This is a genomic window from Allomuricauda sp. NFXS6 (assembly GCF_040148835.1).
Taxonomy (GTDB): Bacteria; Bacteroidota; Bacteroidia; order Flavobacteriales; family Flavobacteriaceae; genus Flagellimonas.
On the sequence record NZ_JAGEMG010000001.1, the window covers coordinates 1 to 16,124 of the forward strand.

Genomic DNA, 16,124 nt, shown 5'->3' on the forward strand with positions numbered 1-16,124 from the left:
TCCACCTGGGATACTACTGCCAATTTAAAGCCTAAGTTGTAATCCTTTTGGGTCCGCTTAACTGTTTTGTTTGTTGATGATTCCATAAATAAGTCGAATTGTTGTCAACTTATTTCAGGACGGGTCATGCTTTAAACAAGAAGCCGCAACGGCAAAGTCCAAGGCTTTTTGATTATCTTCCGGATAGGCCAATAGGCCATAAATCAATCCCCCCATAAAGGAATCTCCTCCACCTACCCGATCTACAATATGTGTAATTTGATACTGGGATGATTTGAACATGGTTTTACCATCATACAACACGCCTGCCCATGTATTGTGCGATGCCGATATTGATCCCCGTAGCGTGGTTATCACCTTTTTGGCGTTGGGAAATCGTTTTATCATCTGCTGGCACACGGACAAAAATGCTTCGGCCTTGACATGTTCCCCTTGTTTTGTAATGTCCAAACCTTCTGGTTTGATACCAAAGTGTTTTTCGGCGTCCTCTTCATTGCCCAGAACAATATCGCAGTAGGAGGTGAGCTCGGACATGATCTCCTCCCGCTTTGTATCATCGCAGTATTTCCAAAGTTTGGCGCGGTAGTTTAAATCCGTGGATATGGTAACCCCATGTTTTTTTGCGATTTTCACGGCATCGATACAGGCATCTGCTGCTCCTTGTGATATGGCGGGGGTAATTCCGGTCCAGTGAAACCATTCCACATCCTTGAAAACACTGCCCCAATCTACCATTCCAGGCGCTATCTCTGCCATGGCAGAATGTGCTCTATCGTAGACCACCTTGCTGCCCCTGCTTACCGCACCTGTCTCCAAGAAATAGATGCCCAAACGGTCACCGCCATAAATAATATTGTCCGTGCCTACCCCCCGTTTTCGCATTTCCATTAGGGCACACTCGCCTATATCGTTCTTTGGTAGGCGGGTCACAAAATCCACGGGCACTCCGTAATTGGCAAGAGATACCGCCACATTGGACTCTCCGCCTCCGTAGACCACATCAAAACTGTTGGCCTGCGAGAACCTTAGGAACCCCGGAGGGGCCAAGCGAAGCATTATTTCCCCAAAGGTTACTACTTTTTTCATTCTGTTATCTCTATTTTTTGATTACATCCTAAATTAAAATAGGCCTTGGCATTTCTATAGCAAATGTCCTGAACCAAGCTACCGATATAAGGTATGTCATTCGGCACCAACCCTTTCTTTACGTCATTCCCCAATATATTACACAACAATCTCCTGAAATATTCGTGTCTTGGAAAGGATAGAAAGCTCCGGGAATCGGTGAGCATGCCCACAAAACAACTGAGCAAACCCATATTCGATACTGCATTAAGTTGCCTTTCCATGCCGTCCAATTGATCATTGTACCACCATCCCGACCCCATTTGTATCTTTCCCCGAACACTACCATCATTGAAGTTCCCTGCCATGGTCGCAAAAACTTCATTTAGAGCAGGGTTAAGATTATATAGGATGGTTTTGCCAAGCTGTCCCGTGTTTTCAAGGGTGTTCAAGAATTTGGCAAGGTTTATGGCCTGCGGAAAATCGCCTATCGAATCAAACCCTGTATCGGGTCCTAACAACTCCAATTTTCTTTTGTTTGTATTGCGTAGGGCCCCCAAATGGAATTGCTGTACCCATCCCAGTTTGTGATACTCCCGACAAAGGTGAGCCAAGGTCTCGTAAGTAAAGTATTGTATTTCTTCGATTTCCAATGGATTGCCATCCATGACCTTTTTGAAGATTGTCTCTATATCAAAGCTGTTCATCTCGAAATGGTACAACTGTTCCAGTCCATGATCAGAAAGGCGACAACCGTTCTCATGAAAATATGCCATTCTTTTTTTAAGGGCCGTAATCAAATCCTGATAGGATTTTATGTGGATTCCGGACACCTCGCCCAACTTTTCCAAATATGTTCTGTAGGCACTATTGTCCTCAATAGCATATATCTTATCTGGTCTAAAGGTTGGCAACATTTTTGGCGAAGAATCGTTCTTTGACATGCTACGATGATGTGCTAAAGTAGCTGTGGGATCATCCGTGGTACAAATCACCTCTACGTTGAACTGTTGCAACATTCCAATTGTACCATGACTTTTCTTTTGCAGTTGCTCTTTGGTATCCCGATAAATCCATCCAGCATTTTTGCCTGTAAGCAGCTCATCGATTCCAAAGTAACGTTGTAGTTCCAAATGTGTCCAATGGTACAGTGGGTTCCTGAGCGTGTAAGGAACGGTTTCGGCCCATTTTTGAAACTTTTCTTCGTCGGATGCGCCTCCTGTAATGTACTGCTCATCAATACCAAAAGTTCGCATTGCCCTCCATTTATAATGGTCATCCTTCAACCAAGCCTCAGTGATATTTTTGAATTGGTAATCACTGGCAACATGTTCGGGCGACAAATGGTTATGGTAGTCAATTATGGGCATTTCCTTCGCAAAGCCATGGTAGAGTTCCTCAGCATATGGGGTTTCCAGTAAAAAGTTATCTTTTATAAATGCCATTAGCGAAAGGATTTTTCAATGCCATACATGAGTCCTCTTAATTCTGCAAGACCCCGTAAGCGTCCTATCGCGGAATATCCGGGATTTGTTTTTTTGTTGATATCGTCCAACATTTGGTGCCCATGGTCGGGCCGCATGGGCATGCGTAGGTTTTTTACATTTTGTTCCTTGCGTTCAAGTTGTTCTTTGAGCAATTCGTACATTACGCCGTACATATCCACATCACCATCCAAATGGTCCGCTTCATGGAAATTGCTCAGTGAGTCTCTTTTGGTACTTCTCAGATGTATAAAATTGATTTTTTCCGACAGTCGATTGGCCATGCCCACCAGATCATTATCCGTCCTTACGCCATATGAGCCCGTACAAAAACATAATCCGTTATGCGGACTATCATAGGCTGCAAGCAGTTTATTGGCATCTTCTTCCGTACTCACCACTCTGGGAAGTCCCAAAATAGGGTAAGGGGGATCATCCGGGTGTATTGCCAAAAAGACCCCGGACTTTTCAGCGGTTGGGCCAATCTCCTTGATAAAGCTGTACAGGTTATTCCTGAGTTCCTTATCTCCTATTTCATTGTAAGTGTCCAAAGCCTGTTTGAACTGTTCCAACGTATAACCTTCCTCTGCTCCCGGCAATCCAGCAATGATATTTTGGATCAACCTGTTCTTGGCTCCTTGGTCCATGGCATTAAATTTGTCAATGGCGCGCCCGACAACAGCTTTAGAATAATGGTCAAAGGCCTTTTCACGATTCAGGATAAAGAGTTCAAATGCTGCAAATTCAATAGCATCAAACCGAAGTGCATAGGAACCGTCCGGCATTTTATAGGAAAGATCGGTCCGGGTCCAATCCAAGATCGGCATAAAATTGTAGCACACTGTATCAATTCCGCATGAACCAAGATTTTCAATGCTTTGATTGTAATTGGCTATATACTCTTGGTAGTTTCCCGTTCTTTTTTTTATGTCTTCATGAACAGGAATACTCTCTACAACCGACCATGTAAGACCCGAAGCCTCTACTTCTTTTTTTCTTTTGTTTATTTCCGATGTGGGCCAAACATCTCCATTTGGAATATGGTGCAATGCCGTTACGATTCCAGTTGCGCCCGCCTGCCTGATATCTGAAAGGGAAACAGGGTCTTTTGGTCCGTACCATCGCCATGTCTGTTCTAATCCCATGAATATTGAATTTTCATTACTTCTTGATTTCTTTTACTCAAACACCGCTAAAAGCACTGAACCCTCCATCGATGGGAACCACAATGCCCGTTATAAATTTTGATTGTTCACTGCTCAACCATAACGAGGTGCCCACCAAATCCTCCGGTTCGCCAAAGCGTCCCATGGGGGTTTGATCGATTATCGTGGTACCCCTTGGGGTCAACCCACCATCTTCTTTGGTCAATAAGCTTCTGTTCTGATTGGTTAGAAAAAACCCTGGTGCCAAGGCGTTGACCCTAATGTCCACTTTGGAAAAATGGACCGCAAGCCATTGGGTAAAATTCGAAACGGCAGCTTTTGCACCGCTATAGGCCGGTATTTTTGTAAGTGGGCTAAAGGCATTCATTGACGAGATGTTGAGAATACTGCATCCTGTGCGACCAACCATTTCCCTAGAAAAAATCTGTGTGGGCAAAAGGGTTCCAATGAAGTTTAAGTTGAACACAAATTGAACCCCTTCCATATCCAAATCAAAGAATGTTTTAAAATCCTCTGCTGTCCTTTCCAAGTCTTTCTTGAGCAAATAGGGTTCACTTGTTGTTCCCAAAGGATGGTTCCCCCCTGCACCATTAATTAAAATATCACAGTGCCCAAGTTTTTCCGCAATTTCCTTTTTGGCCACTTGTAGGCTTTTCCGATCGAGTACATCCACTTTGACAGCAATTGCACTGCCCCCAGCATTATTGATTTTTTCTGAAACAACTTCGGCCGATTTCATATTCAAATCCATCACACAGACCTTTGCGCCTTGATCGGCAAAAGCATGGGCCAGGGTACCGCATAAAACCCCGCCGCCACCCGTTATCGCGACAACCTTGCCTTTCAATTCTTTATATTTGGGATTTTCCATTGCTATTATTTTTTCTTTGAACAAGATAATGGGTCAAGTAAAAGTTTATTCTGTGTACTTTATACATAGTTTCAAATATATAATTTTTTACTGTCCATTCAGAGAAAAAACCAAAATTTTACACTAAAAAATGAAAATTCAAGAAAAACTTCAGGATATCCAAGTAAAACCGGATTCGTTCGAATGTTCCGTCACTGCTGACATAACGGTTTTTGGGTATGTTGACGGGAAGCTAAAAATCCTACTTATAAAAAGGTCGTTGGGACATTTTAAAAATCAATGGCATGTCCCCGGGGGAGTAATGGAAGAACATGAAACCATTGAGGACTGTGCAGCAAAGGTCCTTTTTACCCTGACAGGTTTCAGGGACATACACTTTGAACAGGTAAAGACCTATACAGCCTTGGACAGGCACCCTTTAAAAAGGGTCATTACTATATGTTTTTATGCTTTGGTCAAACCCGAGAACCACCCCTTGGCACTAAGGGACAATATTACGAGCATTGATTGGTTCGATGTGGACAATATTCCCAAAAATCTCGGGTATGACCATGAAAAACTGATCAGCGAAGCATACTCATTTGTCCAGAACAATTTAAGGCATAGACTAATAGTTGGTGAACTTTTACCTAAAGAGTTCACCCTACATGAACTACAGAACTTATACGAGGATATTTTGAATATTGAACTGGACAGAAGGAATTTCAGAAAGCGTATATTCCAAATGGATGTTTTGGTGAACACCGGGAAAAAGAAGTCGGGCGTAAAGGGAGGTCCTTATTTGTACCGTTTAAAACACTAGAGGTCTATGGCACATTTGACTTTTCATAGTTAATTCAAACAGTCAACATACTCTTTTCCCAATGTCCAGTCAAATGTAGTAAGTCCACTAACCAAATATGGATTTAATGTCTTCTATCGATAACGGTTTTTTAAAATAGCCTCTAACCAGTTTAAGCTCATCAGCCTTTTTGATATCACTTTCGTCAGTGGAAGAAGAAACAATATATATGGAAATGTTATCGCCTTTGATGGTTTGTAATCTCTCAAGTTTTTCGATAAATTCCCATCCATTCATTCTGGGCATGTTTATGTCCAGTAAAATCTGATATAAAGTTTCCCCGGTATAGTTTTCATAGAGAAAGTCCAACGCTTCCCTACCATCTGCAAATAACTTAATGGTCAGATTTGGATCCACCTTTTCTATCAATTTTGTTGAAACCCAGTTAAAGATAGGGTCGTCATCCACCAACAGTCCCAATTTATTCATTTTGTTAATGCTTTAATATCCATCAATCGTGTCTCTGCTACAATTTTTTGAACTATTCTGTCAAGTTCTTCACCGGATAGTTTGACCTGTTCAAGTAAAAAGGGTACATCGTCAGAATCGTCCGGCTCTAAGTCCAAAAGGTTGATGATTCCCAAAAGACGTGACAATGGGGCCCGTACCACGTGCGATTGAGTCCATGCAATGTCCCGTAGTTTTTTGTTTTGGGTTTCTATTGTGCTTACATATTCCTGCTTATCGGTGATGTCGCTTGCCAGTACCAACCGCACCGTTCTTCCCTCATATTCAATATCATTGCTGTAGATCTCTACACAAATGGTCTCACCCGATTTTAAGGTATGGAAAAATATACCGGCATAACTGTCTCGCTTTTTTCTTTGGCGTTCTTTAAGACTTTTTTCAAGAAATTCTATATGGGCTTTCGGCCTGATGTCCTTTATGGTCATTTCCTTGAACTCATCCAATGTGTAACCATATTTGGTTATGGCTGCGTTGTTGACGTTCAAAAAATATAATGTTTGCGGGTCATAAATCCACATCGGTTGCGGGCTGAAATCGAAAAGATCCTGATAAATCTTTTTGCTTTTGTTCAATTCTGCGTAGGAATGTTCCAGTTCCTTGTTGGTTATGGAAGTTTCTATTGCAGTAGAAAGGTTGTTCGTTACGGTGTTTAAGAAGGAAATATCTTCGTGACTCCAATCCCTTTCACTATGACAGTCGTCAAGACCAATGAAGCCCCAAAATGATGTATTTATAAAAATGGGGAGTACTAAAATAGCCTTAATATCCTGTTCAAGAAGCAACTTTTTGGTTTTAGTGTCCTGCATTTCACTGACGATGGCCCTAAATTGCTTATTACTTGTCAAAGGCTCTAAAAAATCCTGGATGTCCGAAAATGGGATACTTTGGAGTTTTGGATTATTAATCTGTGAATGCACTTTCTCACTGCTCCACTCCAACCGCTGGTTTGTTTCCAGCTCCCTGGTTTTTTCATTGAGGGAATTCTGGAAATAGTAAACCCGGTCCACTTTTATACATTGCCCCACTTTGGCAAATACTTTTTCAATTATTTTGAACCAATCGTCATAATTGAGCAGGTCTTTGTTCATTTCGGCAATGATATTCAACTGTTCTGTTTTCCGCTGAATTTTTTCATCGGCCTTCTTTTTTTGGGTAATATCCCTAAAAAACACACTGATTCCTTCTTCGGATGGATATGCATTTACTTCCAGCCATAGGCCGTAATAATCTTCAAAAGAGATCGGCTTCTTCGTCTGCAGTACCTTGTTATAGTTTGTATATGAAGGTAAATCCACCGCATCTGGGAACACGTCCCAAAGGTTTTTGCCGATCAGCTCTTCCCTTTTTACCCCGAGCAACCGTTCGGCGGTCTTGTTCCAATAGGTCACTGTGAAGTCCTCTTTCATGGCGAAGAATGCATCTCCGATACTCTCCAGTATCATATTTTTTTCCTGATAGGCAGATTCCAATGCCGCTGCGGCCTTTTTCCTTTCGTCAATATTTTTAAAATAGACCGAAACCCCACCATTGGAAGGATAGGTGTTGATCTCGTACCAAAACCCATTTCCAGGGTAGCGGTATTCAAAGCTCTCTGCTTTGCCTTTCTTGGCGACTCTTCTATATACGGTTTCCAATTCGGTGCCCAAGGTAGGGGAAAACAGTCCCCAAATGTTTCTGCCCAATACTTCATCACTCTTCTTACCAAGCAAATTTTCAGCTTCCTTGTTAAAAAAGGTAAAGTTCCAGTCCTTGTCCACAGCATAGAACGCATCCGAAATACTGCCCAATATTTCTTGGAGCTGCAATTGGGTGGTCTTCATCGCGTGGATGTCCTGGATACTTCCATATATCTTTGCGCACATCCCATTTGCACGTTCACTTTTTCCAATGATCCGCACCCATTTTTCCATTCCCGAACTGGTCTTTAATAACACCTCTTCGTCATATTCCTTGCCCGTTTCAATGAGTTCCTTAATCCCATTTTCCACTATGGGCCTGCTTTCAGGGGTATAGAATTCCAGACCACCGCTCAATGAGGCATCATAGTCCTCGTCCACTTCTATTATTTTTCGTACCATGGGCGACCAATACATGGAATCGCTTCCTGGTTCTGCAAGCAGGTCCATTTCCCAGCTGCCAATTTTGGAGAGTTCCGAGGTTTCTTCCAAGAGATGGGTCAACTTTACCTCATCGGTGATATCGAAGATCATGGAATTGAAAAGAACGGTGCCATCTCCCAATTTATAGGGCGTTCCATAGCCTTCGTGCCAACGTAGCTTTCCGTTGGGAAGTATGCTTGTCCAACGACTGTGCCATTGGGAGAACGTTTCTATAGAGTTTTGGATTTCCCCTTGGAGTTTTTCATACGCGCCTCCTTCCCTTATCTGTTCCCATACAGGTGCGGTATCCCTCTCACATTCTTCTGGGCTCATCCCCCATATTTCCGTGGATTTTTGGCTGACCGAAGCCAGCTTGTCAGTACCATCTGGATAGACAATATATTGGAAAGTAACCCCCGGCAGGTCATTGGTGATGCTTTGGATTCGATGTTCAGCTTCTTTCAGTTGGGTAATATCCTGAAAACTTCCATAGAGCCGGATACATTTCCCATGAGCCATTTCGGCCTGCCCCATGGCCTTGACCCATTTTTCATTGCCTTTAGCGGAAATAAAAGCAGCCTCATAATCAAAAGCTTCTCCTTTTTCCATTGCTAAACTGACGGCAGTTTTGACTTTTTCCCTATGGTCCTCCTTATAAAAATCAATGGCATGTTCCAGCTCAGGCTTATAGCTCTGCGGATCAGTCTCATAAATTTGGTGCACCCCGTCCGACCATGTCAACTTTTCATTGATCATATCGATTTCCCAACCGCCTATTTTGGCCAATCGCGAAGCATCGGATATCACTTCCTGCAATTTTTTGGCTTTGGTGATATCTTTAGCAGTGGCATAGACCACACCTTCATCCATCACTACCTTGCAGTACCAACTGAGCCAGACAAGATTGCCAGTTTTGGTGATGTAGCGGTTTTCAATTTCAAAGGTTTCTTGCCTATCCGTTATTTTTTGGATCAGTTCATCGGAAATTTTCCTGTCTTCTTCATGGATGAACTTGTGGAAGGAATTGCCCACAATCTCAGCTTCTTCATAGCCCAATATGTCACACCCCACCTTGTTCATTTTGAGAAAGTTCCCCTTGAAATCCAATAGACAAATGAGGTCTGGCAGGGTCTCGAACAAGTGCGTCAAATCCTCCTCCAAACGTTTTCGGTTGATTTCCGACCCCAAATAATCTTCCAATTTGGACAGTACGGGATAATGGGCCTTGAACAATTTCTCATTTTCCGAGGTGCCAACGGCCAAGACGCCTACGATGTTGCCCTGGTGCTTTAAGGGAATGCCCAACACCGACTTTACGCCCGATTGTTGCGCAGCCTTTTTTCTGACAAAGAGGTTGTTATGGTCAATGTTCCCCCACAGTACCGATTGTTTGGTTTTCCACACCGTTCCGGGAAGCCCATCGCCCAAGCCCATTTCCTTGACATCCTTGGAGTGTTGATAAAATGTTTTTCCTGTCTCATCATTCCCATACATGGCAGCAAACCGGAGACTGTTTTTGTGGGTACTGGGCAGCCATACCTCGCAAAAAGTAAAATCGCCGTAGATGGTGACCAATTTGCATACCTGTTTAAGAGAGCTCCCAAGGCTTAACTTCTCCTTGAAGGTTGCACTAATCTTGGCCAGAAAATCCTTTTCGAGCTGGGCATTGATTTTTGAGGATACATCCCTTTGGATGGCAATATAATGTGAAATAGTCCCTTTGATATCCTTAACGGGCGAAGCTGCGATATTGATCCAAAACGGGGATCCGTTTTTTCGGTAATTGGTGATGATGATCTCACAAGAATCCCCATTGATCAAGGTTTTGTATAACCGTTCCAATTCATTTCTGTCGGTCTTAGGACCTCTAAGAATATCAGGGGTTTTGCCAATGACCTCTTCAGGTTTATATCCTGTCATTTGGGTAAATGCCCTGTTTACATATACTATTTTTGGATCTTGCTCTTCCAGAGGCCCAGCATCGGTGATCATAACGGCATCATTGGCGTGGGTCACCACGCTTTCGAGCAGTTTCAGCCGTTGTTCTTCCTCTCTTTGTGCTGTGATGTCCTGAACGGTACCCTCAAAAGAGATGGGTTCTCCTTCGGTATTCCTATTCAATCTTCCTTGTTCACGAACCCATCTGATCCTACCATCGGGCAGGAAAATGCGGTGTACAAAATCCATTTCAGCCTGTCCCGACAACGCGGTTTCCTGTTCCAGTTCAAAAAGTTCCCTGTCATCGGGGTGTATGCTATTGTAAAAGGCATCAAAAGTTACTTGAAACTCGTTTTTGTCCCTTCCCCAAATTTCATAGACCTTGTCCGTCCAGCTCAATGAACCTGAATGGATGTCAAACTTCCAATATCCCAGTTTGGCAATTTTCGAAGCGGTTTCCAATCTTATTTCGGACTGCTGCAGTGCCACGTATTGTTGTTCCTTTTGGGTAACGTCCTGACATACGGCCATAATACATTTTCTGTTCTGAAAATTCACTTTGCGGCCTATAATATCCACCCTAATTTTTTCCCCATTTTTTTTCTTGTGGGTAAAAGTCCCGAAAGGTATGCTGCCCTTCTCTTGGGCGATGTTTTCATGGCAGGACTCAATGTTATGGGCTTCATCTTGGGTAGCTAGTTCCATCAATGAAAGCGCAAGAAATTCCTTCCGGTGGTATCCATAAAGGTCCATCGCCGCCTGATTGACATCCAGAATCCCAAAAGTCACTATATCATAGATCAAGTTGGGTAAGGGATTGTGGTAAAAGAGATTGCCGTAGTCGTTCATAATTGGGTCGATTGGACGTAATAAGTATTAAAAGAATAATGAATATGGGCAAAAAAAACTAAAATTTTGTTAAACCGCACATTAATCTAATTTAATTTTGTAGGTTTTTTCGACTAAATGTGCGAAGAATAACCGTCGCTCATCATCCAAACGATAAATTTTATGATTTATGTTCCATTTTATCATAAAATCATTGTGCCCAACTTTTATCATGCGAAACATTTCCCTTTCACTTATCCTTCTTGAAATATAACGACGTTTTTTATCTGTTTTAGATTGATATAGCGTTTGGGTGCAGCAATACATTAAACACTTTCTTGATAATTCTCTGGTGTTTTTTTTGCAATGACCTCAAAAATTGAAAATAAATTGGAAAAGGTGGTTGTTTATCCTTAAAGCTGGTTGGCTTTGTATCAAAATGAGGAGGCCGAATGGATAGGGTTTTATCATTTCAGTGAATATCTTAGTGGAGGGGTTCCATATATTATCAATATTGGCACTAACGATTTTGAAGATTGGTTTAATTGAAAACGCCGGACATCCTATACCCCCTTCGCCGGATTAAATTGAGTAACCTCCAATACCAAACAAAAACCTGACTTTCCAATCAATACAGTCAAATATTGGGTGGCTCAAATTTTCCGTTATTTGTAGCCTCAACCATCCGGCCCATCCACTGAAATTAGATAAACTTGGTTTTCTGCAAATGCAAAACGATTGAGCAATAATAAAGGCTCTCATCAAGGAAAATTCATAAAGAAAATCAATGGTTTGTAAAACATCCCAGATTACATACAGGCTTACTTAATTCAAATATTGACATACTTAAACTCTTGGTCCTTTTATAATGACCATTCGTTCTTTCCATTGAATGAAAAGGGTTTAAAACTTGCTTGTACCATGCAATTATCTTAAAATTGTATCCCTATTACTAGAAAAAGAAAGCTTACAAATACACACAGAATAGGTTTAGAAATTATCCAAAAAGTCCATTCCGATCAATTGAATCACAGTTTTTTCAACAAGAGCAAAAAAGAGCAAAATAAAATTTTAATGGTTATAGGAAGTGTGTCTATTGCATTGCTCCTTGTATTCATAGTTATTTCATTAAAAACTGAGGTTTATATAATAGGTGTTTTTATGTTTTTTGCCGTATTGACCATTATTGCACCATTTTATGATATGCCATCGTTAAAAAAAAGTGGGAGGGTAATTTACCATTCTCCCTTGTTTATATCAGAAAAACCTACAAATCGGGCAATCAAAATTCACGGGGGCACTTTGTTCGATTATTATTTTGTCATAGACAAAAAAATGAACGGTAAACAAAGGACGAATTTTATTTTACAGCAATATTTGGATGGGCTATTGTCCTTAATGGAACAATACAAGGAGAATAAACACCTAATCGTTAAGGGGACCAGCTACATAATCAATGAACGAACAGCAGAAAAAATGGGGTTCAAAACTATCAAAACCGATACCTTTCAAAAAATAATCTTAAACTTTAATTTTTTAAATGTTTTACTATCATATTCGATTGCAAAAAACAAACTATCGTTTCCGGCAGTTAACAATACAAAAACATTTCAAGCCGAGATTGGTGAACTGATTGAGCGAAAGGAATATGTCGAAAATCTAAATCAATCATTAAAACGTATGATTGCCAGTAATTATTAGAAAACATGGTCAATTACCGTTTGTAAAATAATTATTCTTTAGTTCCTTCTATAGTCTTTTTTATAACCTGACCCTCTTTCATTACAAACACAACTTGGGTGATGGTAGGTATAAACGCTGTAACAAGATTGCCCTTCACCGCGACAATATCCGCTTTGGCACCACTCTTCAATACTCCGATTTCATCTTGTTTTCCAAGGTTTTTGGCCGATAAATATGTTGCGGATTGTAGAATATCCAAGGGCGACATCCCTGATCCATAATAGGCTTTGAACATATCGACCGATGAACTACCCCTAGACCTGTTTATCTCTGTATAATTATCTGAACCTGCGACTATGGTAACCCCTTTTTCAATTGCCCGTTGCAATCTATCTGTCATTGCATTCCGATACCTGTCAATCCATTCATTGCTATCTTGATCATAACCAGCCAACGTACTGTATAGAACCATATAGTCCTTACTGTTTTCCGTTGGGACCAAGAACACATTTTTATCGGCCATTAATTCCAATGTTGAATCAGAAATATTGAATCCGTGCTCGATACCATCCACACCTGCCTCAACAGCGTTCCGCGCAGATTCATCAGTAACTGCATGAGCGGTCACCTTTAAACCGTAAGTATGTGCCGTTTTTACGATTGCCGTTATCTCCGCTTTAGTGAGCATAGTTTTATTGGGCAAGTTATCAGCACATATTTTAATTAGATCGACACCTTGATTGACATGCTCTTGGACTGCAACTTTGGCATCTTCCACTCCCCTAACAATCCGATATTCTTCGTCTATTAGGTTTTGATGTTTTGGTGAAACACCATAAATCTGCCCACCCGATGAAGCCAAGATAGGGCCTGATGCAAAAACTCGAGGACCCTCTATAGTTCCCTCGTGAATCGCGTCTCGAAGGGCTACATCCAAAAATAGTCCGGAGTTCCCCAAATCCTTTATACTTGTAATACCGACATCCAGATAAGACCTTGCCCTTTTAACTCCGCGCAGGGTTCGCAAGGCCTCACTTTCCATAGCAAGTGTAACTACTGCGTGTTCTGCAAAATCGACATCAGCAGATTGCGAGAAAAGTACATGGGTATGCCCATCTATTAGACCGGGCAATACGGTGTAGGCTGAAAGATCAATTATGTTGCCTGTTTTCGTGATTTTCTTACCGGCATCATATATATCGACAATCTCATTGGAATCGATCTCTACTATTTGGTTCTCAACAAGCAAGTTATTTTCGCTATCATACAAGAGACCTGCCTTGATATAAGTTATCTGACCCTGAGCTATGAAGTGCGAAGAAAAAAATAGCGTAAGCATCAAAAAAGAAAAATTATCTCTACTCATTGTGAATATATTTTTCATGGTTTAAGTTTACAGGTTACTCAAGCGTTATTACGAGCCAAAATTCAGTGTTTTCGCCTTCAGTATTGTGTTCTGCCCAGTAGAGCAATACCCAAATAACCTCTCTCTTTTAATTTTGTTTTACTCAATAGCCTTAAATAACACTTATAGGTTGCTCCATTTTCTGGATCAAGGATTGTCCCGCCATTAAAAAAATCCCCAGCTTTTTTTAGGTTCTCAATAATATTCATTCCTATGATCGCCCCCTTTTTTTCGTTCCCGTGCAAGTTTCGCAGACTGCATTCCTATAGCTTACATAACTCTCCACTATTCTGGCAAAATAGAGATTGTCCCTATTATAGATTTTAATAATTGCTTTTTTTTCTTTGGTCCTGTCATCAAAGGTTTCCCATTTTACAATTATACTTTGCCCATAGGATAAAGAGCCTCAGACAAACAATATAAGCATAGTTATCTGTTTCATTTCATTTATGTTTTAAATTTTAGACTTGGTTTTTTTTTACCTTCCATTGGAAATTGCAATGTTTAGGGCCATGATCAGAAAAATCAAGGATAAAAGTTGAATTAAAAATGGGGAAATGGATTTAAAAAAGATGTATGCACGGAACGGCGAGGAGAAAGACACAAGTAAATCCAATTGAATTGTCAACCAAAAAACAAAAGCCTCTAAAACAGGGTCTTTACAGGCTATCAAGTGCAGAAGATTGCAGGCATGCCTATTTTATTGGCCATTACCATGTCAGGTATTGCAGTCGAAAGCCCTCTATATCTTCGTATTAAGATGAGATTGCAAAAAAAGCCAGGTGTTTTGCAATATGCCAGAAGATGGATAACCGTCCACAAAATCAATGCGCTGATAGGGTGTTTCCAGTTATTATTCTCTTTTACCGAATTATTGCCCAATAATCCATAATCATTCTGCAACTGCCTGTTGTTTGTTCAATTGCCCCATTTTATCAATTAAATATTGCATGTCTTGCCCTATTTTGTTTTCCAAAACCCGGGCATAGATTTGCGTCGTGGACAATTTGGTATGTCCAAGCATTTTGGAAACCGTTTCGATTGGGACTCCATTAGACAAGGTCACGGTGGTGGCAAAAGTATGCCTGGCCGTATGGAAGGAAATATTCTTGTGTATGCTGCAAGCCTTGGTAATTTCCTTTAAATATGCATTGGTCTTTTGGTTGCTATATACGGGCAGGAGGCCATTATCCTCAATTGGTGCCCCTTCATATTTCTTCATGATCTCCACGGCTCTGGGAAGCATAGGGATCTTTACAGGCTCATTGGTCTTTATCCGTTTGGTATATATCCAATAGTTACGGTCAATTCCTTTGCTGATATTGTCCTTGGTGAGAAGCTTGATGTCCATAAAGGTGAGTCCCGTATAGCAACTAAAAAGAAAGACATCCTTTACCCTCTCCCTACCTATATTCTTGAAAGTGGTGTCGTCAATCAAATCAATCTCTCTTTGGGTAAGATAGTTGCGGTCAAATTTATCGAAGCGCAATTTAAAGTTTCGAAACGGGTCCTTGTCCAACCATTCCAACCTGACCCACAATCGTACAACCTTCATCAAACGCTCCAAGTGCTTCATCGTGCCATTGTTGGTGCAGGTCTTCGGATTCCTCTTTGGTTTGAAAGTCCTGATGTAGTTTTCAAAGTCCAATATGAACTTGTGCCTCAATTCTCCTAACGATACATCGTTGGTTTTGAGTTTTGTGGTAATGTAGCTCTTTAAGTATTTCTCGGTGGAATAGTAATTTTTCATGGTGCCAGGTTTAAGGGCATGGACCATGTTTTTGTTGTGGTACTCAAAAAGTTCAAGAATAGTATGGTTCAATTCATCCTCCCCGACATACCTAGCCTTGATCAATCTTGCCGTTATCAATGCCCTTTCCATGTGCAACTCCCTATGAACATTGAGAATTTCCCCATATACGGTGTCAAGGTAGGCGTTCAAATCTTCCATGGTTTTGTTCCTTGGAAAGGCTTTTCCACGTTTTTTGTCCCAATTGCACACCTTTATGCACCTTTTTAACTGACTTCTGCACGCGCCTTTTTTACCGTAATACGCAGGTAGATATCGTACATGTTCGGGTCATTGCGTTTTTTCCTAACGAAGAAATTAATTCCTAAAGTACTGTATGTCCGCATGTTGTAATAGTTTAAGTTGAACAAATGTTAGTGGTCGGACTGCCCTTAAACCTCAATTGTCCATACTTAAAACTACAACAATCTGTGCATTGGTGTGCTCACCTTATTGCACACCGAAAATTTGGATTTAGATGATATCA

12 protein-coding genes are annotated in these 16,124 nt (G+C 41.1%); 3 read left to right on the plus strand and 9 right to left on the minus strand.

What is annotated here, in order from left to right; translation table 11 throughout:
- Nucleotides 1-114 precede the first annotated feature (114 nt).
- Genes J4E06_RS00005 through J4E06_RS00020 form a run of 4 tightly spaced genes read right to left on the minus strand, consistent with a single transcriptional unit; the run spans nt 115 to nt 4,586 of the window.
- Nucleotides 115-1,086: a PfkB family carbohydrate kinase gene (locus tag J4E06_RS00005; RefSeq protein ID WP_349521993.1), complete on the minus strand. Its 972-nt coding sequence runs from the start codon at nt 1,084-1,086 to the stop codon at nt 115-117.
- Nucleotides 1,083-2,510, minus strand: a complete 1,428-nt coding sequence (gene uxaC / locus J4E06_RS00010) for a glucuronate isomerase (RefSeq protein ID WP_349521994.1) — start codon at nt 2,508-2,510, stop codon at nt 1,083-1,085. Before uxaC ends, J4E06_RS00005 begins: the two co-directional genes overlap by 4 nt.
- Nucleotides 2,510-3,694 (minus strand): mannonate dehydratase, encoded by a 1,185-nt coding sequence (gene uxuA / locus J4E06_RS00015; protein WP_349521995.1) that lies wholly within the window; start codon nt 3,692-3,694, stop codon nt 2,510-2,512. Before uxuA ends, uxaC begins: the two co-directional genes overlap by 1 nt.
- 37 nt (nt 3,695-3,731) lie before the next feature.
- Nucleotides 3,732-4,586 (minus strand): SDR family oxidoreductase, encoded by an 855-nt coding sequence (locus J4E06_RS00020; protein ID WP_349521996.1) that lies wholly within the window; start codon nt 4,584-4,586, stop codon nt 3,732-3,734.
- Nucleotides 4,587-4,716: 130 nt separating this feature from the next.
- On the opposite strand from J4E06_RS00020, the gene J4E06_RS00025 reads away from it, so the two are divergent.
- Entirely contained in the window at nt 4,717-5,388 is a 672-nt protein-coding gene (locus J4E06_RS00025; protein ID WP_349521997.1) for an NUDIX hydrolase, read from the plus strand.
- A gap of 87 nt (nt 5,389-5,475) precedes the next feature.
- Here J4E06_RS00025 and J4E06_RS00030 read toward each other — a convergent pair whose 3' ends face one another.
- Both J4E06_RS00030 and J4E06_RS00035 read right to left on the minus strand, forming a co-directional pair.
- Nucleotides 5,476-5,856: a response regulator gene (locus J4E06_RS00030; RefSeq protein ID WP_349521998.1), complete on the minus strand. Its 381-nt coding sequence runs from the start codon at nt 5,854-5,856 to the stop codon at nt 5,476-5,478.
- Complete coding sequence (locus tag J4E06_RS00035; RefSeq protein ID WP_349521999.1) at nt 5,853-10,781, minus strand: PAS domain S-box protein; 4,929 nt, start codon at nt 10,779-10,781, stop codon at nt 5,853-5,855. The genes J4E06_RS00030 and J4E06_RS00035 overlap by 4 nt, the downstream gene beginning before the upstream one ends.
- A 1,140-nt stretch (nt 10,782-11,921) precedes the next feature.
- On the opposite strand from J4E06_RS00035, the gene J4E06_RS00040 reads away from it, so the two are divergent.
- Nucleotides 11,922-12,461 (plus strand): hypothetical protein, encoded by a 540-nt coding sequence (locus J4E06_RS00040; RefSeq protein ID WP_349522000.1) that lies wholly within the window; start codon nt 11,922-11,924, stop codon nt 12,459-12,461.
- A gap of 31 nt (nt 12,462-12,492) precedes the next feature.
- Here J4E06_RS00040 and J4E06_RS00045 read toward each other — a convergent pair whose 3' ends face one another.
- The gene (locus tag J4E06_RS00045; protein ID WP_349522001.1) at nt 12,493-13,827 is read right to left on the minus strand and encodes a metal-dependent hydrolase family protein; all 1,335 of its coding nucleotides are present in this window, start codon (nt 13,825-13,827) and stop codon (nt 12,493-12,495) included.
- 59 nt (nt 13,828-13,886) lie between these two features.
- Nucleotides 13,887-14,057, minus strand: coding sequence for a DUF2147 domain-containing protein (locus J4E06_RS18365; protein ID WP_502877328.1), 171 nt, complete (start codon nt 14,055-14,057; stop codon nt 13,887-13,889).
- A gap of 464 nt (nt 14,058-14,521) precedes the next feature.
- On the opposite strand from J4E06_RS18365, the gene J4E06_RS00050 reads away from it, so the two are divergent.
- Nucleotides 14,522-14,740: a hypothetical protein gene (locus J4E06_RS00050; protein WP_349522002.1), complete on the plus strand. Its 219-nt coding sequence runs from the start codon at nt 14,522-14,524 to the stop codon at nt 14,738-14,740.
- Here the strand turns inward: J4E06_RS00050 and J4E06_RS00055 are convergent, their stop codons facing one another.
- Nucleotides 14,741-15,799, minus strand: a complete 1,059-nt coding sequence (locus tag J4E06_RS00055) for a site-specific integrase (RefSeq protein WP_349522003.1) — start codon at nt 15,797-15,799, stop codon at nt 14,741-14,743. It abuts the gene before it with no gap.
- Between the last annotated feature and the right edge of the window lie 325 nt (nt 15,800-16,124).

Excerpts from the sequence above, each read along its gene's own strand:
- J4E06_RS00035 (WP_349521999.1), bottom strand. The coding sequence starts at position 10,781 with ATGAACGACTACGGCAATCTCTTTTACCACAATCCCTTACCCAACTTG.
- J4E06_RS00045 (WP_349522001.1), bottom strand. The coding sequence starts at position 13,827 with ATGAAAAATATATTCACAATGAGTAGAGATAATTTTTCTTTTTTGATG.
- uxaC (WP_349521994.1), bottom strand. The coding sequence starts at position 2,510 with ATGGCATTTATAAAAGATAACTTTTTACTGGAAACCCCATATGCTGAG.
- J4E06_RS00020 (WP_349521996.1), bottom strand. The coding sequence starts at position 4,586 with ATGGAAAATCCCAAATATAAAGAATTGAAAGGCAAGGTTGTCGCGATA.
- J4E06_RS00055 (WP_349522003.1), bottom strand. The coding sequence starts at position 15,799 with ATGGAAGATTTGAACGCCTACCTTGACACCGTATATGGGGAAATTCTC.
- J4E06_RS18365 (WP_502877328.1), bottom strand. The coding sequence starts at position 14,057 with ATGAATATTATTGAGAACCTAAAAAAAGCTGGGGATTTTTTTAATGGC.
- uxuA (WP_349521995.1), bottom strand. The coding sequence starts at position 3,694 with ATGGGATTAGAACAGACATGGCGATGGTACGGACCAAAAGACCCTGTT.
- J4E06_RS00005 (WP_349521993.1), bottom strand. The coding sequence starts at position 1,086 with ATGAAAAAAGTAGTAACCTTTGGGGAAATAATGCTTCGCTTGGCCCCT.
- J4E06_RS00040 (WP_349522000.1), top strand. The coding sequence starts at position 11,922 with ATGTTTTTTGCCGTATTGACCATTATTGCACCATTTTATGATATGCCA.
- J4E06_RS00025 (WP_349521997.1), top strand. The coding sequence starts at position 4,717 with ATGAAAATTCAAGAAAAACTTCAGGATATCCAAGTAAAACCGGATTCG.
- J4E06_RS00030 (WP_349521998.1), bottom strand. The coding sequence starts at position 5,856 with ATGAATAAATTGGGACTGTTGGTGGATGACGACCCTATCTTTAACTGG.